This window comes from Aureimonas altamirensis (assembly GCF_001463885.1).
Taxonomy (GTDB): Bacteria; Pseudomonadota; Alphaproteobacteria; order Rhizobiales; family Rhizobiaceae; genus Aureimonas; species Aureimonas altamirensis.
Genome location: NZ_BBWQ01000022.1, coordinates 1 through 16,825, shown reverse-complemented (window position 1 = coordinate 16,825; position 16,825 = coordinate 1). Strand labels below are relative to the sequence as shown.

Here is a 16,825-nt window from a genome sequence, read left to right as displayed (position 1 = left end):
GTATTTGATCAAAGCGGCGGCGGTAAGGAGCACGAGCACCAGAAGAACGATGCCCCACATCATCCCGCCCGACATCATGACATTGCATCATGGCCTGTTCTGCCCTTCCGTCGCAAAGATACTCATAGCGGCCCCCTTCGCCGCAGACTTTGACTTAGCGCAAGGATGGGACGGTATCCGGGCTGTTGGCGCCACCATCGTCACCAATTTTTCCAGATGGAGGACCTTCGCCCACGTCAGCCTCCTACAATCTCGTGACCCGCAGCCGGGAGGCGTTCGCGATGACGCTCACCGACGACAGCGCCATGGCGGCGGCCGCGATGATCGGCGACAGCAGGATGTCGAAGAACGGGTAGAGCACCCCGGCCGCCACCGGCACGCCGAGCGCGTTGTAAATGAAGGCGAAGAATAGGTTCTGGCGGATGTTGCGCATGACAGCCTCCGAGAGCCGGCGCGCGCGGACGATGCCCGTGAGATCGCCCTTGAGCAATGTGACGCCTGCGCTTTCCATTGCCACATCGGTACCGGTGCCCATGGCGATGCCCACATCGGCCGCCGCCAGCGCCGGTGCGTCGTTCACGCCGTCGCCTGCCATCGCCACCACCTCGCCTGCCGCCTTGTGACGCTGCACGACCGCGCTTTTCTGGTCGGGCAGGACCTCGGCCTCGACCTCGTCGATGCCGAGCCGGCGGGCGACCGCCTTGGCCGTGGTCCAGTTATCACCCGTAAGCATGACAACGCGGATTCCCTGCGCCTTCAGCGCGGCAAGCGCCTCGGGCGTCGAGGGCTTGACCGGATCGGCGATGGCGAAGATGGCAGCGATGCGGTTGTCCACTCCCATGAAGATCGCGGTTGCCCCGTCCTCGCGCAGCCGGTCGGCCTCATCCGCCAGTGGGGCGACATCAACGCCTTGCTCGGCTAGGAACTTGGCATTTCCAAGGGGAATGCGCTTGCCTTCGACCGTGCCGTAGGCGCCTTTGCCGGTCGGCGAGTCGAAATCCGCGACCGGTGCGGTCACGATCCCCCGCTCCTCGGCAGCGCGAACGATGGCCAGCGCCAGCGGATGCTCGCTGGCCCGCTCCACGCTGGCGGCAAGCCGCAAAGCCTCGTCCTCGGTGAACCCCGGCGCCGGCACGATTGCGGTGACGGCGGGTCGTCCCTCGGTCAGCGTACCGGTCTTGTCGACTATGATGGTATCGACCTTCTCCATATGCTCCAGCGCCTCGGCGTTCTTGATCAGCACGCCCGCCTGTGCGCCACGCCCGACGCCGACCATGATCGACATCGGCGTTGCCAGCCCGAGCGCACAGGGACAGGCGATGATCAGCACGGAAACCGCCGCGATCAGACCGAAGGAGAAGCGCGGCTCCGGACCCCAGATCGACCAGGTTATGAAGGCAAGGATTGCGACCACGATCACCGCCGGCACGAACCAGCCCGACACCTGATCGGCGAGGCGCTGGATCGGCGCGCGACTACGCTGCGCCTCGGCGACGAGCTGGACGATCTGCGACAGCATGGTGTCGCGGCCGACCTTCTTCGCCTCGATCACCAGCGCGCCGGACTGGTTCATGGTGCCGCCGATGGCGGTGGCGCCGACCTCCTTGGTGACCGGCATCGACTCGCCAGTCACCATCGATTCATCGACGGCGCTGCGTCCTTCCAGAACTTCGCCATCGACCGGCACCTTCTCGCCGGGACGCACCCGCAGGCGGTCGCCGACCCGAACGGTGTCGAGTTGAACCTCCTCCTCGGTGCCGTCGTCACGAATGATCCGGGCGGTCTTGGGGGCGAGGTCGAGCAGCGCCCGGATCGCGCCGCTGGTGCTCTCGCGCGCCCGCAATTCCAACACCTGCCCGAGCAGCACGAGCACAGTGATGACCGCGGCCGCCTCGAAATAGACCGCGACCGAGCCGTCATGCTGGCGGAATGCATCTGGGAAGATGCCCGGCGCCAGCGTGGCGACGACGCTGTATATCCACGCCGTTCCCGTGCCCATGGCGATCAGTGTAAACATGTTGAGGCTGCGGTTGACGAGCGACTGCCAGCCACGCTGGAAGAACGGCCAGCCCGCCCAGAGAACGACCGGCGTTGCGAGGATCAGTTGCAGCCAGTTCGAGACCTGCTGCCCGATGGCATGAGTCAGCCCGAACAGATGCCCGCCCATCTCGAGAATGAACACCGGGATCGCCAGAACGAGGCCGATCCAGAAGCGGCGTGTCATGTCGATCAGTTCGACATTGGGCTCGGCCTCAAGGCTGACCAGTACCGGCTCCAGCGCCATGCCGCAGATCGGGCATGATCCGGGGCCGTCCTGCCGGATCTCAGGATGCATCGGGCAGGTATAGACCGTCCCCTCGAGAATCGGTACTACCTCCGCCGCCGCCGGATCGAGATAGCTTTCGGGCTCGGCCAGGAACTTCGCGCGGCACCCGGCCGAGCAGAAATAATAGGGCCGGCCCGCATGCTCGGCCTTGTGCTGGGCCGTGTGGGGATCGACAATCATGCCGCAGACCGGGTCCTTGACCTTGTGCGTGTCGTCCTGCGCGACGGCCCCGTGATCATGCGCATGACCTTGGGCGGAATGAGCGTGACTCTGATTCTGGTGATCGTGTTCGGTCTTGCTGGCCATTTTCACGCCTCCTCGGCGTCTTATCCTAAGCTTGCTCTTCGCCTATTCTGCGCCTTCCAACCGTTGGAAGGTCAAGAGGTGATCGGAATCCGGGGTTCCTGCCAATCAGTGATTGTCGTGGATCTTTCCGATGCTGGTCCGTTCTTGCCCCGTCTGAGACTGCATGATGTCAATCTCGGCCGCAGAGTCCTCGCCGTCGAGGCAGTATTCCTCGATCTGCAACGTCGAGAAGTAGATGTTGAAACGCTCGCGCAGGAGATTGCTTGCTTGTCGCAGCACCCGTTCGCCTTCCTGAAAGTCCCCAACGCAGACGTGGCTTGAGAATACATTGCGCCCGGATGTCAGACTCCAGGCATGGACGTGGTGCACGTCGGTAACCCCCTCTAGCTGCCGTATGGCCTCGATGGCGGCCTCCAAGTCGAGGTCTTCGGGCGTGCCTTGCAGCAGGATGTGCAATGCCTCGCGCATAATACCCCAGGAAGCCCAGAGCAGCAGCAGTCCGAAGGCCATGCCAAGCAGCGGATCGATGGCCACAAAGCCCGTGAATCGGATCACCAGCGCCGAGACGATGATGAGGAAGCTGCCGACGAAGGTCTGCAGGATGTGCCAATACGCACCCCGCATATTCAGGTTGTCCTTCTGGCGCTCGTACATGAGCCAGAGCGCGACAAGCTCGGTGGCGATGCCGCCCGCTGCGGCGATCAACATCGGCGTCGTGGCCAGTTCGATGGGCTCCATGAGGCGCATCGCGCCCATCCACAGCACGTAGAGAGCCATGGCGACGAGGAAGAGGCCGTTGAAGAGGGCCCCCAGGATCTCCGCCCGAATGTAGCCGAAGGTGCGCGAGGGGCTGGATTTTCGCTCACCCAGACGCATGGCGACCAGCGCAATGAGCACGCCGCCCACGGCCGAGAAGGTGTGGAAGGCATCCGACATGACGGCGACTGAGCCCGTCCAGATGCCGATCCCGAGTTCCACGATGAAGTAAAGGCCGGTAAGCCAGCCCGAAATGACGAGCGCTTTGCGATCACCACTCGCCGGCATGTGGCCGGCATGACCGCCGTGAGACATTGACATAGGGTTCACCTCCTTGTTGCACAGGAGGACGCCGGTGCCGGCGTCCTCCTGCCAGCACGCTGCCTATGCGCTGACCGCGAATTCGGTCATCATGCCTGTTTCAAGATGCGGCATGTGATGGCAATGCAGCATCCAGCGCGCGGCTTCTCCGGCATCGAGTGCCACGTCGACCATCGACATCGGCGGCACATACACCGTGTCCCGCTGCGCGCCCGTGACCGCACGTCCATTCAGCCCGACGACCTGGAACACATGGCCGTGGAGATGCATCGGGTGACCCATCATCGACATATTGTGGAAGGACAGCACGATCCGTTCGCCGCGCCTCGCGGTAACCGGGCGATGCTGGCCCCAGACGGCACCGTTGATCGTCCACACATAGGGCTGCATCGAGCCGCCCAGCATCACCATGTGGCTGCGGTCCACCGGCCGCTCCGGCAAGGATTCGGAAGCGATCAGGCGCGTCTCCTGCGCAAGGTCGGTGTCAAAGGCCGGTGCTTCGGTCTCTGCCAAAGCATCAATGTGCCGTATCTCGGCGCCCGGAGTGGCAAGGATCAGACCGGTGCGCTCCCGCGCGCCTTCTCGCAGCGCGAGGATCGGCCAGGCACCGCCCTCCGAAGGCAGGTCGATCTCAAGGTCGAGCCGTTGGCCCATGGCCAGACCGAACCTCGTGCCGGAGAGCGGCTGAACGGCATGGCCATCAACCGCGACGAGCCGGGCCTGCGCTTCGCCGGTGTCGAGCCAGAACACCGTCGCCGCAGCGGCGTTGATGACCCGCAGGCGGATACGCCCGCCGCGCTCGACCTGCACCACTTCCGGGTCCGAGAGCGTACGATCATTGGCAAGATAGGCGTCCCAGTCGTAGTCGTTGAGGTCCATCGTCATGCCGTCCATGGTCCCCATTCCCATCATGCCGCCCTTGGCGCCGTGATCCATGCCAGTCATCGGCATGTTTCCCATCGCGCCGTGGTTCATACCTGACATTCCGCCCGTGCCTGTGCCTGTGCCGCTTCCGTGATTGCCCGTGGCACCATGGCCGGACTTGATCTCCGCCATCACCTCTTCGGGTGCCTTGAATGAGAAATCATGCAGAAACAGTACCACCTCCTGCCGGTCAGCGGCGACATCCTCGGCGCTGCGCACGATCAGGGGCGCGGCCAGAAGGCGCATCTCGTGCAGCGGAACATGCGCGTGCATCCAATAGGTGCCGGGCAGCGGTGCGAAGTCATAGGCGCGAGTCTCGCCGGGGGCGAGCATCGGCAAGGGCATGTCGGGCACGCCATCCTGCGCATTGGGCGGGATCTGGCCGTGCCAGTGGATCAGTGTGGCGGTGTCGAGTTCGTTCGTTAGATCCACCCGGAACGGCATGCCGGGATCGAGTGTCAGGCCCTGTCCGGATGGCCCGGCAAGGCCCCAGACAGTGGCGGCGCGTCCGTCGATGTCGAGCGTGCGGCTGGCGGCGCGAAGCGATAGCGGCGTGGCGTCCTGCGCTGCCGCCATCCGGGGCACCTGAGCGTAGGCCAGCATGGCCGCGCCAGCGGCGAGAAAGCCGCGTCGTGAAAGGGTATTCATGGTCGTCTCCTCGGGACCGCAGTCCCGTTCCTCAAAGCTGTCGGAAGGCCGCGGGCCGAATGCCCGGGCGCGATCAGAGGAGACGGATCTTCGGAGGGCGTTCGTTCAGTCCGAGCGCCCGACCGGGAATGCTGGCATCAGGCGGCAGAACATAGGCGGTTGACGTGTATTGGTTTCCAGAACCACCGCTCGGTGATACGAGAAAGATTGAAAAACCTGCACAAACCAGTTCACAGGTTCCCGCATCCATGTCTGCCGATCCGCAGTGTTTGCTGGTGCATGCAGGCTCAATGCCGGCTGCAGAGTTTGTAATCTCGCCCACATGCACAGCCTGTTCCGGCGGTATGCTCATTCGTGCCGCGTGCGCGGAGAATGCCATCGTCATGACGGCGACGCCGATTATGGCAAGCATGGAGACAACGCGCGCAAACATACTGGAACGATAGGTACTACTCACCGGAATGTCTATTGCAAATGGTGTCGCACCACTGGCAAATCCTCCTTGCCATCTCGTGCGTTGCAATTCCTCGTTACTGAACATGCGTGCCATGCGAAAGAAGCTCCTAAATACATTCTGGGCAGGGTCGCTCCTCGCAGGTGCGATCGTGGCGACATTGGCTGGGTGGCATTACGCCCGTTCCGAATCCATCGCTGCGGCATCAGCGGAGGTCGTCGAGCAGGGCCGACAAGTCTATGCGGATCAATGCGCGTCTTGCCACGGTGCGAATCTCGAAGGGCAGCCGGACTGGCGCTCGCCGCCTCCCTCCGGTCGGCTGCCCGCACCGCCGCACGACGAGAGCGGCCACACCTGGCACCATGCCGATGAGATGCTGTTCCGCATCGTCAAGGAGGGTACAGCGGCCATCGTCGGAGGGAGCTATGAGAGCGACATGCCTGGTTTTGCCGATGCCCTGAGCGACGGCGAGATCCGGGCTGTCCTCGCTTTTATTAAGAGTACTTGGCCGGAACGAGAGCGCGGATATCAGGAGGAGGTCTCCCGCCGCCGCTGAGTTTCGGAGTCCCGCCTACGCGGGCAGTTGTTGACCTGCGAAGTCGGCATTGACCCGTCCCGTTTCCGGCTCATCCATCCTTGGGCCTCATTGAACGGATGATGTCCTAGTGATGCCGCTGACATTTTTTCGGAGGCACAGGAAGTTCTCCGATAGCCAGATAAGCTTGAGACAACGGCTTGTGCGAAGCTGCGACGCCGAGCCCTCGCGCATCAATCAGTTCAAGAGCCTGCAATAGCTTCTCGGCAACTTCCATGTCGCCGTCCGAACATGCCCGTTTGAACAGGTGCAGGATTTCGCCGGCAAGCGTCATGGCTATTGCTCCCTGGCACCGTGACCGCTTCTTTCCGCCTTCGCCGACACGACGGGCCTCGTGTGCTCGAACCTGTTCCCTGTCGCGCCGGAACGATCGCGGGTGTGTGTGGGGCTGGTCTCAGGGTCATCAGTCGTCGCCAACTCATCGATGATCGGGCAGTCCGGCCGGGCATTGCCCCGGCAGTTCTCGGCAAGGTGCTTGAGCGTCATGCTCATCTCCCTGAGTTCACGCGCCTTCCGTTCAAGTTCTTCGACATGCTCGAGCGCCACGCGCTTGACGTCCGCGCTCGCCCGGTCTCGGTCTCGCCAGAGCGCAAGCAGTTCCGTCATTTTCTCGACCGAGAAACCGAGATCGCGCGCACGCCTGATAAAACGCAACGTATGCACGTCCTTATCGGAGTAATCCCGGTATCCGCTATCCGTCCGCGACGCTTCCGCGATCAATCCGATCGATTCGTAGTAGCGGATCATCTTCGCCGAGACGCCTGATGCCGCCGCTGCTTTACCGATGTTCATCGCTGGTTCCTTTCTTCGACTTATGTAGGCGCTTCTTCGGGCGTAAAAAACACGTCCGCATGTATGTCCTCGCCGCGCAAGCCCAGTTCGCGAAGCATGATGCCGGAAGCATCGATCATGGCAGGCGGTCCGGCCATATATGCCTTCCAGCCATTGAGGTCCTGCACGTCACTCACGATCGCATCCGTTACCAGGCCGGTTCGGAAGTGATCGGATCGGCTCACCTCCGAAAGCACGGGCATGAAGGTGAGGTTGTCGTAGGTGCTCGCCAGAAGACTGAAATGATCGACGAGATAGAGATCACGTTCCGTCCGTGCCCCGAAATAGAGATGGATCGGCTGCCGCAGGCCGCTTGCCAGCGCCGTTTCGACAATCGACTTGATCGGCGCCAGTCCCGATCCGCCGGCGACCGCCAGAATTGGACCCGTATGCTGTTCGCGCAGAAACGAACTGCCGAGCGGCCCGCGAACCGAAACCTCGTCGCCGACCTTGAGTGACCTGGCGACGTGTTCGCTCGTCGCTCCACCGGGCACATGCCTGATGTGGAATTCGAGATGGTCTCGACCCGGCTGGTTCGCCATCGAATAGTCGCGCGCCGGAACGCCATCGAACGTCACCTGCGCATACTGGCCCGCCTTGAACGCGACGGCCTCTCCCGTTTCGACCTCCAGCCTGATTTGCCGGATGTCGTGGGTTGCGTCATCGATCGCGACAACCCGCGTGCGATAGGTGCGGACGGGAAGATCAAGCTGTTCTTCCTCCTCATCGAGCCATGCGACCGTGCAATCCGTGAGCGGCTGCGCGCGGCATGCAAGGATCAGTCCCTGAGACCGCTCATCGTCCGTCAGGGCAAAGCGCGTGTGCGGCAGAAGATCGACCTCGCCGCTGACCAGTCGGGACTTGCACGAGCCGCAGCGGCCCGAACGGCATCCATGAGGATATGCGATCCCTTCTTCTAGCGCTCTCTCCAGAATGGTTCGGCCATCCGGCACGTCGATGATGCGCCCGCCTGCCGAATTTCGATTTGTCTTCCCATGACAATCTCCCTCAGGCGGCGCCCGATGACAGGGCTTCCGCCAGACGAGGTTTCTGGTCAGCAAAGGTGCCATAGAAGACCTGTTCGTTGACAATCGTGATCGGGGCAACGCGCACGCCGGTCCGCGCTTTCGCCTCTTCGGCGATCTGCGGATCTGACAGGTCACGCTCTTCGAATGGGACACCCTGGTCAGCAAGCCATCGCTTGACGGCATGGCAATCGGGGCAGGTTGGCGTGGTATACAGCACCACTGACGGAGTTCCCGTATTGGTCATCGCTTCATTCCTTTACATGTGGCGAGCCTGCCGAAGCAGGCTCGCCTGTTTCTCATTCCGCAGGCGCAAGTTCAGGCTGACGGGGCCGGACTGCGCCGCTTTCCGCCTGCGCGGGCGCGCGGAAGGTCTTGAGCCTCAGCGCGTTGCCGAGGACGAAGACGCTCGACAGGGCCATCGCGCCGGCGGCAAAGACCGGCGACAGCAGGATGCCGTAGGCCGGATAGAGCAGACCGGCGGCAACGGGGATCAGAGCCGTGTTGTAGGCAAAGGCCCAGAACAGGTTCTGCCGGATGTTGCCGATCGTCGCCTTGGACAGTGCGATCGCGTTCGGCACGCCTTGCAGGCTGCCCGACATCAGCACCACGTCGGCTGCCTCGATGGCAATGTCCGTACCCGTGCCGATGGCAAGGCCCACATCCGCTTCGGCCAGCGCCGGAGCGTCGTTGATGCCATCGCCGACGAAAGCGACCTTGCCATGCTGGGCTTTGAGGCGGCGTACAGCGTCGACCTTGCCGTCCGGCAGCACTTCCGCCACCACCTCGTCGATCCCCAGCCGAGCCGCGATGGCTTTTGCCGTGCGGGCATTGTCGCCGGTGATCATCGCGACCTTGAGGCCGAGATCGTGCAGCGCCTTGATCGCTGCGGGCGTCGTCTCCTTGATCGGATCGGCCACGGCGATAATCGCCGCGAGCTTGCCGTCGATGGCGGCATAGAGCGGTGACTTGCCCTCATTGCCGAGACGTTCGGCAATCTTGGCGAAGGCAGCTACGTCGTGGCCGAGGTCTGCCATGTAGCGGTCAGCGCCAATCTCGACTTGGCTGCCGCCGACCATGGCCTTGACGCCGAAACCCGTCACCGACTCGAAGTCCGACACGGCCGGCAGCGGGATGTCCTCCCCGGCGGCCGCATCCACGATCGCACGGGCGATCGGATGCTCCGACTTCGCTTCGACGGCCGCAACCAAACCGAGGACATTTGCCCGGTTGAATCCGATGGCCAGTTCCAGATCGGTGAGCGCAGGCTTGCCTTCGGTCAGTGTGCCCGTCTTGTCGACGGCGACGACCCTGGCGTCCTTGAGCAGCTGCAACGCTTCGCCCTTGCGGAAGAGCACGCCCAGTTCCGCACCGCGGCCCGTGCCCACCATGATCGAGGTCGGCGTCGCCAGACCCATGGCGCAGGGGCAGGCGATGATCAGGACGGCGACGGCATTGACCAGAGCGAAGGTCAGCGCGGGCGACGGGCCGAACCACATCCATGCGGCGAAGGTGAGGATCGCTACCGCAAACACCGCCGGCACAAAATACATCGTGACCTTGTCGACCAGCGCCTGGATCGGTAGCTTTGAGCCTTGCGCTTCCTCGACCATGCGGATGATCTGCGACAGCACCGTGTTGCCGCCGACCGCCGTCGCACGGATGGCAAAGGCGCCCTTCTGGTTCACCGTTCCGGCCACGACCTCGCTGCCATTCGTTTTGGACACCGGGATCGGTTCGCCCGTGATCATCGATTCGTCGACATAGCTCTGGCCTTCGATGACCTCGCCATCCACCGGGATGCGATCGCCGGGACGAACCTCGACGATGTCTCCCGACAGCACGGCGTCGATCGGCAGTTCGATCGTCTTGCCGTCCCTGCGCACGCGCGCCATCTTGGCCTGAAGGCCGACGAGACGCTTGATCGCCTCGGAGGTGCGTCCCTTGGCACGAGCCTCCAGCAAACGGCCGAGCAGGATCAGCGTCACGATGACGGCGGCAGCCTCGAAATAGACGTTCACCGTTCCGGCAGGCAGGAAACCGGGCGCGAAGGTCGCGACCAGCGAATAGCCATAGGCGGCGAGCGTGCCGACCGCGACCAGCGAGTTCATGTCGGGGGCGAGCCGCCACAGGGCGGGCAGCCCCTTGTCGTAAAAGCGGATACCCGGAACGAACAGGACGATGGTCGTCAACACGAACTGGATATACCAGTTCGTCTGCATGCCGATGGTTGAAGCGATCAGGTCATGCATGCCCGGAATGACGTGTGAGCCCATCTCCAGGATGAAGACAGGCACCGTCAGCACCGCCGCGATGGTGAAATCGCGGGTCAGTTCACGACGTTCCGCTTCCTTCTTTTCGGTACGATCATCCGTCTCGCCCTGGCTGGTTCCTGCCGCCGTGGCGATCACCCTGGCGTCGTATCCCGCGCCCTCGATGGCAGCCACCAAAGCCGCCGCATCGGCGCTGCCCTGGATCGTGGCCTTCTCGGTCGCGAGGTTGACGACGGCATTAGTGACGCCGGGTACGGCCTTGAGCGCCTTTTCGACGCGTCCCACGCAGGATGCGCAGGTCATGCCCTCGATCGCCACTTCAAGCGAGGCTGCCGTCGGCGCGGAGAAGCTTGCCGCAACCTCATAGCCTACATCCTCCACGGCCTTGACGAGAGTGGCAGGATCGACCGCAGCGTTCGTGGTGATGCTCGCCTTTTCGGTCGCCAGATTGACGACCGCATCGGCGACGCCAGGCACGGCCTTGAGGGCTCTTTCGACACGACCTACGCAGGATGCACAGGTCATCCCCTCAATGGGGAGTGATATCGTTCCAGACAGGTCTGTTGCTCGAACGGGGGCATTCATAGCCGCCTCCTTTTTTGTCCCGAAATTCCAGTTCGGACAGAAGATGGGATTTCCAACCATGGGAAGGTCAAGAGGACAAACAGAGAAAAATCGCCATTGACCTTCCCATGGTTGGAAGCCCCACATTTGGCAACGTGAGACCAAACAAGGAGAATTCTCATGGAACTCAGAATCGAGAACATGACCTGCGGTGGCTGCGCAAAATCCGTCACCAAGGCGATCCAGTCAGTCGACCCCACCGCCAGGGTGGAGACGAATCCGGAGGCGCGGGCGGTCAAGGTTGAGACGACTGCTAGTGCGGGGGCTATTCAGCAGGTTCTCGAAGAAGCCGGCTATCCTGCAACTGTAAACTGACCAGGAGCTGTGTCATGAACAAGCTCACCCCGATCTTCATTGCCGGCGCGTTCGTCATTGCTGGCGGACTCGCCTACGCACAGTCTCAGATGGACGAGCAAGGCCAAGGAGCGACCATGAATCACGGCGAACATGCCGGACACGGCGCCACCGCGCCTTCGGATAACCCTGTCATTCGCGCCTACCAGCAAGTCAACGACAAGATGCATGCCGATATGGCGATCGAGTTTACGGGCGATGCGGATGAGGATTTCATGCGCGGCATGATCCCCCATCACCAGGGCGCCATCGACATGGCTCGTGTCGTTCTCGAACACGGATCAGACCCCGAGGTGCGAGCACTTGCTGAGGAGGTCATCTCCGCCCAGGAGGCGGAAATCGCGCAGATGCAGGAATGGCTGGCCAAGCGCAGCCAATGAGACGGTGAAGGGCGGATCAATTCCGCCCTTTTCCTTTGCCGGTCATCAGCACGAGGACGGTTGCCACCGCGAAGGCGACAAGCGCCCCATCGGTGCGCCTTCGGTCAAGGCAAACGGCTCGCGTGGACGCTGAACCACGTCTGGAACCCTGTTTCGAAAATGGTGATGCGTCCGCGGGCCTCGACCAGGGATAACAGCGTATCGGCCAGATCCCTGACCGCAAGCAACCCGACCCGAAGCTCTCCAACTGCGGCGATCAGATTCTCGGCTCTGATCTTCATGTCCATCTCCTTCGTTTGGCCCTCCAAGATGAGGGTTCCAACCATTGGAAGGTCAACCCCACTGATGATCGCGACAATGGTGCAAAGCAGACAGAAAGCGCCGGCGAGATTTTTTGATCGGAGGGAACCAAGATGGCTCTCGAACCTTAAATATACCCATACGGGGTATTTTACGGCCATGTGCCAGAAGGACAACAAAGCCCTCCGCGCGAGGCTCAAGCGAATCGAAGGACAGGTGCGAGGGGTCAGCCAGATGGTGGCCGATGACCGTTACTGCATCGATATCCTGCATCAGATCCACGCCATCAAGGCGGCGCTGGCCAAGGTCGAGACCGAAATCCTCAAGACCCACGCCGCTTGCTGTGTCGAGGAAGCGATAGCGGCAGGTGATGCGGACGCGCAACGCCGCAAATTCAGCGAGTTGGTCGAGGTGTTCGCAAAAGCAAAACTCTGAAATCGAAGGACTGACGACATGGCCACTTCCACCGCAAAACGCGCCGACCTGCACAGGATGGTGACCCACGAACATACCTGTCCCTACGGTCTCAAATCGCTCGACCTCCTGAAACGGCAGGGCTACGAGGTCAACGATCATGAGCTGACGTCGCGCGCCGAGATCGATGCTTTCAAGAAAACGCACGGCGTCGACACCACACCGCAGACCTTTATCGGCGGCAATCGCATCGGCGGCTACGACGATCTTCTCGCCTTCTTCGGCAAGGAGGTAAAGGACAAGGACGCCACCACCTATACGCCGGTGATCGCGTTGTTCGCGATGGCTGCGTTGATGGCGCTAGCGACGAGTTGGGCCGCGTTCGGTACCCTTGCGACCGTTGCGGCGGCAGAATGGTTCATTGCCATCGCCATGTGTCTGCTCGCCCTGCAGAAGCTCAAGGACGTGGAAAGCTTCGCTACCATGTTCCTCAACTACGATCTGTTCGCCCAGCGCTGGGTGCGCTACTCCTACGTCTATCCGTTCGCCGAAGCGCTGGCGGGCATCCTGATGATGGCCGGCGCGCTGATGTGGCTGTCGATCCCCGTTGCCCTCTTCATCGGCACTGTCGGAGCCGTATCGGTCTTCAAGGCGGTCTATATCGACAAGCGCGAACTCAAATGCGCCTGCGTTGGCGGTGACAGCAACGTTCCGCTCGGCTTCGTCTCGCTGACGGAGAACCTGATGATGGTCGGAATGGCGATCTGGATGCTACTCAAGCCCATGGGCATCGGTCTCGGACATTAAGCGAAAACCAAGGAGCCACGAGATGACCCAATCGTCCCATAATGGCAAGCACGAACACGCCGATCACGGCGAAGGACGTCCCTACCTGATGTTCTGGATCAACATGGCGCTCGGCCTGATCGTCATGTACGTCGTCATGTTCTCGATGATCGACGGATTTCAAGATTTCCGAAACAATCTCAACATGTTCTACATGGCCGTGACCATGTGGGCGCCGATGGGCATCTTCATGCTGGCAACGATGCCCGGCATGTTTCCGCGAAAAGGGCTCAATATCACCCTCTACGCCGTCTTCCTCGTCTTGACGATCGCCTCATTCGCAGCCACACGAAGCCAAACCCTGATCGGTGACGGGCAGTTCATCGATTCGATGATCCCGCACCACTCGGGCGCGATCCTCATGTGCCGGGAAGCAGACCTGCGCGATGCTGAATTGCTGACGCTTTGCGAAGAAATCATCGCAGCCCAGCGCAGCGAGATCGAGCAGATGGAGACAATTAAGGCTCGTCTCGATCAAAGGCCCTAAGACCTGTTGCCTTGCCCAATAGCGTCCGAGAATGGCAGGCTCAATGAGGATTGCATGACAAAACATCATGAGGATGGTCGCAGCTTCGTCACGGTCGTCAGCAAAAGCCAGCCGTGCCGGACCTGCGGCGGCTATTCGAGACCTTGAATGCCGCTCACGAGGGCTTCTCTTGAGATCTCGCCCATGTGTACCGATTGCAGCGTCCCGTCGCTCTTGAGGAACAACGTAGCCGGCAGGCCCGGTACCTCGTAATGACGACCGAACTCACCGAGTCCGTCGAGCACCACATGCTCAAGCTCAAGATTCTCGGCTGTGAGGTAGCGCTGAATGATCTCCTGGCCTTCACCTTGGTTGACGAAGACAAGTTCGGCAGCGTCCGTATTTGCGGCAACGTCCGCCATCATCGGCATTTCACGGCGGCAGGGCGGGCACCACGTCGCCCACAGGTTGATGACCACAGGTTGACCTTCGAGTTCACTTGGATTGAACCGTTCTCCGGCCAGCGTGCGGTAGATGTCTCCGGTCGGCAGCGGTGTCGCCGGCACGCCGGCGCTGAGCTGCAGTACGAAGAACGCGACATAGGCCGCAGCGGCGCTCGGCAGGGCCGTCCACAATGTGAGCCGCAATTCGCGCCGGAAGCGAAAGAACGTGTAGGCGAACGCCAGCGCAATGCCGGCTTCGATCATGAAGCCGCCCTGCCACATGTAGAATACGCGCAGCGGCTCGGCGAGGAAACTGCTCGCGTGCTGGATGACGTGCCCGACGCGCGCGCCGACCACGAAAGCGACGGTCGCGCCCCAGGCCCAGGACGAAAAGCGCTGATCGACCTTGCGGGCGAGGATCTCGCTCAGCAGGAGAAAGGCGGCGATGGCGAGGATCGCGGCGAAGCGGTCGGGTGCGAAGACGAAAGGCCCGATGGCGACTGCGTTCATCTCACTGCCTCGCCTGAGAGACCGATGTCAGCAACGTATCGGTTGTCACATCGCCGATGAGGCGGGAGCCGTTTGCCTCCGAGGCATTTCGGTTGAAGAAGATCATGGTCGGTGGGCCGACCACAGCAAGATCGCGCATCAGACCCTGACTGGCCTCATCCAGTCCGGTCAGATCCACCTTGACACGCTGGAAGTCGTTCAGTGCGGCAACGATTTCCGTGCTCGAAAAGACGTCGCGTTCGATCGTCTTGCAGATGACGCACCAGTCGGCCGTGAAATAGACCAATGTCGGACGTCCGTTGGCAGAGGCAATCGCTTGCTCGACCTGCGGCGTCGAGTTTGCCTCGATGAATGTCATCTCGGACTGGGCGATCTGCTGGCCCGAACCGGTCATGACGAAGTGGGCGAGCGGACGTAGCGGGTCGGTCCCGCCCGACGCCGCCCCGATCGCCAGGATGACGCCGCCGAGGGAAACCCCAAGTCCGGCGGCTTTGCGGAAACGTGGCCAGGCACCCGCATCGGCCAGGAGCCGATCAGCGACGCCGATGAAGACCGCAACAATCAAGAGGAGGCCCGCCCAAAGCGCCAGCGTCACTTGCGGCGGCAGGATTCGGGAGACCATCCAGATCGCCGCGCCGAGAAAGACGAAGCCGAACGCGTATTTGACCTGCACCATCCACGCCCCCGCACGCGGCAGAGCGCGGCTCCCCATCGTGCCAAAGGCGATCAGCGGAATGCCTTGGCCGAGCCCGAGGGCAAACAGCGCACTCGCGCCGATCCAGGCATCGCCCGTATGTGCGATATAGAGAAGTGCCGCGGCGAGCGGCGCGGTGACGCAGGGACCGACGATCAGCGCGGAAAGGAAGCCCATTCCGGCGGCTCCGCCCACCGAGCCGCGCGTGCCGGCCTGTACCCCTGCCATCCGGCTGACCCAGGTGGTCGGCAGTTGCAGTTCGAACAGGCCGAACATCGCCGTCGCCAGCACGACGAACAGCGCTGCGACGGCGCCAATGGCGTAGGGCGATTGCAGCACCATCTGGAGGTTTTGGCCGGACCACGCGGCAACCACGCCAAGCAGGCCAAACGCTGCGGCCATTGCCAGCACATAGGCCAAAGACAGGATGAAGCCGCGCCGGGCCGTCAATGCCTCGCCCTCGCGCGCCAGGGTCGCGCTCAGGATCGGATACATGGGCAGCACGCAGGGCGTGAAGGCGAGCAACAGCCCGAAGGCGAGGAAACTCACGATCACCCAGATCGCACCGCCGCTGGCGAGAAGCGAGCCGACCATGCCGCCGTCCTGCGTGTCCTCAGCCAGGCTGAAGCCGCCGTTTCCCGTCCCTCCGGCAGGGGCGGCCGGAGTTGGACCTATGCCAAAGCCGACAACGGGTTCGGAAACCTGAAGGTTTGCCGTGTTGACCGTCAGGGTCAGCGGCGGATAGCAGATCGAATCCTTCTTGCAGCCCTGATAGGTGACTGCGACCTGCCCGGGCGCTTCAGTGCCGAGACGTGCCACCGCTTCAAGATAATAGACCTCCGAAGGACCGAAGTTGGCATCCTCTGTCTCCACGACGCCCGGTCCAGTCGACAGCGGGATCGGCTCGCCGGTCGCGGCATCCTTCGCTTCCAGATGATCGCGATAGAGGTAATAGCCTTCCTCGATTTCCCACCGGAGTTGGATCTGCTGATCCGCATTCCGCTCAACCGAGAAACGGAAGGCTTCCTCGGCTTGCAGGAGATCCTCCTGTTGCGCCGCGGCGGGCAGCGACAGGAAGACGAAGAACAGGCCAGCAAGGAGGCGGAGTATGGGCATTGAGGACATGAAATTACTCGGATGATCGCGATCGGGATGCATCAAGACGCTTCGCGAGCGTCTGCGACAACCTGGCGGAAGCCGTCCTCGTCGAGGGCGGAGGCGACGAGAAACCGACCGATCAGAAACACGGGCGTGCCACGCAGACCGAGCCCCTCGGCCTGCGCGTTATTGCGCTGAAGCAAGGCGGTGATCTCGGCGTCGCGGCGGTTGGCTTCG

General features: G+C 62.3%; 18 protein-coding genes. 6 read left to right on the top strand and 12 right to left on the bottom strand.

Annotation, left to right across the window (positions count from 1 at the left end; all coding sequences use genetic code 11):
- Positions 1-244: 244 nt before the first annotated feature.
- From AUL31_RS16620 to AUL31_RS20075, 4 genes are all read right to left on the bottom strand, one after another.
- Positions 245-2,632, bottom strand: a complete 2,388-nt coding sequence (locus AUL31_RS16620) for a heavy metal translocating P-type ATPase (RefSeq protein WP_012092676.1) — start codon at positions 2,630-2,632, stop codon at positions 245-247.
- A gap of 105 nt (positions 2,633-2,737) precedes the next feature.
- Positions 2,738-3,709 (bottom strand): cation diffusion facilitator family transporter, encoded by a 972-nt coding sequence (locus tag AUL31_RS16615; protein WP_012092677.1) that lies wholly within the window; start codon positions 3,707-3,709, stop codon positions 2,738-2,740.
- Positions 3,710-3,772: 63 nt separating this feature from the next.
- Positions 3,773-5,281: a multicopper oxidase family protein gene (locus AUL31_RS16610; protein WP_012092678.1), complete on the bottom strand. Its 1,509-nt coding sequence runs from the start codon at positions 5,279-5,281 to the stop codon at positions 3,773-3,775.
- A gap of 73 nt (positions 5,282-5,354) precedes the next feature.
- Positions 5,355-5,831, bottom strand: coding sequence for a hypothetical protein (locus AUL31_RS20075; protein ID WP_197057541.1), 477 nt, complete (start codon positions 5,829-5,831; stop codon positions 5,355-5,357).
- Here AUL31_RS20075 and AUL31_RS16605 point away from each other — a divergent pair.
- On the top strand, positions 5,830-6,291 hold the full coding sequence (locus AUL31_RS16605) for a c-type cytochrome (protein ID WP_028034407.1): 462 nt from the start codon (positions 5,830-5,832) through the stop codon (positions 6,289-6,291). The two genes, AUL31_RS20075 and AUL31_RS16605, sit on opposite strands and share 2 nt — an antisense overlap.
- 106 nt (positions 6,292-6,397) lie before the next feature.
- On the opposite strand, the gene AUL31_RS16600 is transcribed toward AUL31_RS16605, so the two are convergent.
- From AUL31_RS16600 to AUL31_RS16580, 5 genes are read right to left on the bottom strand one after another with little or no spacing between them, the layout of a single operon-like run.
- A complete protein-coding gene (locus tag AUL31_RS16600; RefSeq protein WP_028034408.1) occupies positions 6,398-6,604 on the bottom strand; it encodes a hypothetical protein in 207 nt (68 codons plus the stop codon).
- A gap of 2 nt (positions 6,605-6,606) precedes the next feature.
- Positions 6,607-7,122 carry a Cu(I)-responsive transcriptional regulator gene (gene cueR / locus AUL31_RS16595; protein ID WP_012092680.1) on the bottom strand — a complete coding sequence of 172 codons (516 nt, stop codon included), beginning with the start codon at positions 7,120-7,122 and terminating at the stop codon, positions 6,607-6,609.
- Positions 7,123-7,142: 20 nt separating this feature from the next.
- Positions 7,143-8,114 (bottom strand): 2Fe-2S iron-sulfur cluster-binding protein, encoded by a 972-nt coding sequence (locus AUL31_RS16590; RefSeq protein WP_409359981.1) that lies wholly within the window; start codon positions 8,112-8,114, stop codon positions 7,143-7,145.
- Between the two features lie 55 nt (positions 8,115-8,169).
- A complete protein-coding gene (locus AUL31_RS16585) occupies positions 8,170-8,433 on the bottom strand; it encodes a glutaredoxin family protein (protein ID WP_012092682.1) in 264 nt (87 codons plus the stop codon).
- Positions 8,434-8,485: 52 nt separating this feature from the next.
- The gene (locus AUL31_RS16580) at positions 8,486-11,044 is read right to left on the bottom strand and encodes a heavy metal translocating P-type ATPase (protein WP_028034409.1); all 2,559 of its coding nucleotides are present in this window, start codon (positions 11,042-11,044) and stop codon (positions 8,486-8,488) included.
- 159 nt (positions 11,045-11,203) lie between these two features.
- On the opposite strand from AUL31_RS16580, the gene AUL31_RS16575 reads away from it, so the two are divergent.
- The gene (locus tag AUL31_RS16575) at positions 11,204-11,398 is read left to right on the top strand and encodes a heavy-metal-associated domain-containing protein (RefSeq protein WP_012092684.1); all 195 of its coding nucleotides are present in this window, start codon (positions 11,204-11,206) and stop codon (positions 11,396-11,398) included.
- Positions 11,399-11,412: 14 nt separating this feature from the next.
- Complete coding sequence (copM, locus tag AUL31_RS16570; RefSeq protein WP_012092685.1) at positions 11,413-11,817, top strand: CopM family metallochaperone; 405 nt, start codon at positions 11,413-11,415, stop codon at positions 11,815-11,817.
- 104 nt (positions 11,818-11,921) lie between these two features.
- Here the strand turns inward: copM and AUL31_RS16565 are convergent, their stop codons facing one another.
- On the bottom strand, positions 11,922-12,098 hold the full coding sequence (locus AUL31_RS16565; protein WP_156122387.1) for a hypothetical protein: 177 nt from the start codon (positions 12,096-12,098) through the stop codon (positions 11,922-11,924).
- A 178-nt stretch (positions 12,099-12,276) separates the two neighbouring features.
- Between AUL31_RS16565 and AUL31_RS16560 the strand changes: the two genes are divergently transcribed.
- From AUL31_RS16560 to AUL31_RS16550, 3 genes are read left to right on the top strand one after another with little or no spacing between them, the layout of a single operon-like run.
- On the top strand, positions 12,277-12,552 hold the full coding sequence (locus AUL31_RS16560; RefSeq protein ID WP_028034411.1) for a metal-sensitive transcriptional regulator: 276 nt from the start codon (positions 12,277-12,279) through the stop codon (positions 12,550-12,552).
- Positions 12,553-12,570: 18 nt separating this feature from the next.
- Positions 12,571-13,338: a glutaredoxin family protein gene (locus tag AUL31_RS16555; protein WP_012092687.1), complete on the top strand. Its 768-nt coding sequence runs from the start codon at positions 12,571-12,573 to the stop codon at positions 13,336-13,338.
- Between the two features lie 22 nt (positions 13,339-13,360).
- Entirely contained in the window at positions 13,361-13,864 is a 504-nt protein-coding gene (locus tag AUL31_RS16550) for a DUF305 domain-containing protein (protein ID WP_012092688.1), read from the top strand.
- A gap of 131 nt (positions 13,865-13,995) precedes the next feature.
- Here the strand turns inward: AUL31_RS16550 and AUL31_RS16545 are convergent, their stop codons facing one another.
- Together AUL31_RS16545 and dsbD are read right to left on the bottom strand one after the other, a co-directional pair.
- Positions 13,996-14,796 carry a TlpA disulfide reductase family protein gene (locus tag AUL31_RS16545; RefSeq protein ID WP_012092689.1) on the bottom strand — a complete coding sequence of 267 codons (801 nt, stop codon included), beginning with the start codon at positions 14,794-14,796 and terminating at the stop codon, positions 13,996-13,998.
- A 1-nt stretch (position 14,797) separates the two neighbouring features.
- The gene (gene dsbD / locus AUL31_RS16540; RefSeq protein ID WP_012092690.1) at positions 14,798-16,648 is read right to left on the bottom strand and encodes a protein-disulfide reductase DsbD; all 1,851 of its coding nucleotides are present in this window, start codon (positions 16,646-16,648) and stop codon (positions 14,798-14,800) included.
- Positions 16,649-16,825 lie beyond the last annotated feature (177 nt).

Excerpts from the sequence above, each read along its gene's own strand:
- AUL31_RS16620 (WP_012092676.1), bottom strand. The coding sequence starts at position 2,632 with ATGGCCAGCAAGACCGAACACGATCACCAGAATCAGAGTCACGCTCAT.
- AUL31_RS16615 (WP_012092677.1), bottom strand. The coding sequence starts at position 3,709 with ATGTCAATGTCTCACGGCGGTCATGCCGGCCACATGCCGGCGAGTGGT.
- AUL31_RS16610 (WP_012092678.1), bottom strand. The coding sequence starts at position 5,281 with ATGAATACCCTTTCACGACGCGGCTTTCTCGCCGCTGGCGCGGCCATG.
- AUL31_RS16605 (WP_028034407.1), top strand. The coding sequence starts at position 5,830 with ATGCGAAAGAAGCTCCTAAATACATTCTGGGCAGGGTCGCTCCTCGCA.
- AUL31_RS20075 (WP_197057541.1), bottom strand. The coding sequence starts at position 5,831 with ATGGCACGCATGTTCAGTAACGAGGAATTGCAACGCACGAGATGGCAA.
- AUL31_RS16600 (WP_028034408.1), bottom strand. The coding sequence starts at position 6,604 with ATGACGCTTGCCGGCGAAATCCTGCACCTGTTCAAACGGGCATGTTCG.
- cueR (WP_012092680.1), bottom strand. The coding sequence starts at position 7,122 with ATGAACATCGGTAAAGCAGCGGCGGCATCAGGCGTCTCGGCGAAGATG.
- AUL31_RS16585 (WP_012092682.1), bottom strand. The coding sequence starts at position 8,433 with ATGACCAATACGGGAACTCCGTCAGTGGTGCTGTATACCACGCCAACC.
- AUL31_RS16580 (WP_028034409.1), bottom strand. The coding sequence starts at position 11,044 with ATGAATGCCCCCGTTCGAGCAACAGACCTGTCTGGAACGATATCACTC.
- AUL31_RS16575 (WP_012092684.1), top strand. The coding sequence starts at position 11,204 with ATGGAACTCAGAATCGAGAACATGACCTGCGGTGGCTGCGCAAAATCC.
- copM (WP_012092685.1), top strand. The coding sequence starts at position 11,413 with ATGAACAAGCTCACCCCGATCTTCATTGCCGGCGCGTTCGTCATTGCT.
- AUL31_RS16565 (WP_156122387.1), bottom strand. The coding sequence starts at position 12,098 with ATGAAGATCAGAGCCGAGAATCTGATCGCCGCAGTTGGAGAGCTTCGG.
- AUL31_RS16560 (WP_028034411.1), top strand. The coding sequence starts at position 12,277 with ATGTGCCAGAAGGACAACAAAGCCCTCCGCGCGAGGCTCAAGCGAATC.
- AUL31_RS16555 (WP_012092687.1), top strand. The coding sequence starts at position 12,571 with ATGGCCACTTCCACCGCAAAACGCGCCGACCTGCACAGGATGGTGACC.
- AUL31_RS16550 (WP_012092688.1), top strand. The coding sequence starts at position 13,361 with ATGACCCAATCGTCCCATAATGGCAAGCACGAACACGCCGATCACGGC.
- AUL31_RS16545 (WP_012092689.1), bottom strand. The coding sequence starts at position 14,796 with ATGAACGCAGTCGCCATCGGGCCTTTCGTCTTCGCACCCGACCGCTTC.
- dsbD (WP_012092690.1), bottom strand. The coding sequence starts at position 16,648 with ATGCATCCCGATCGCGATCATCCGAGTAATTTCATGTCCTCAATGCCC.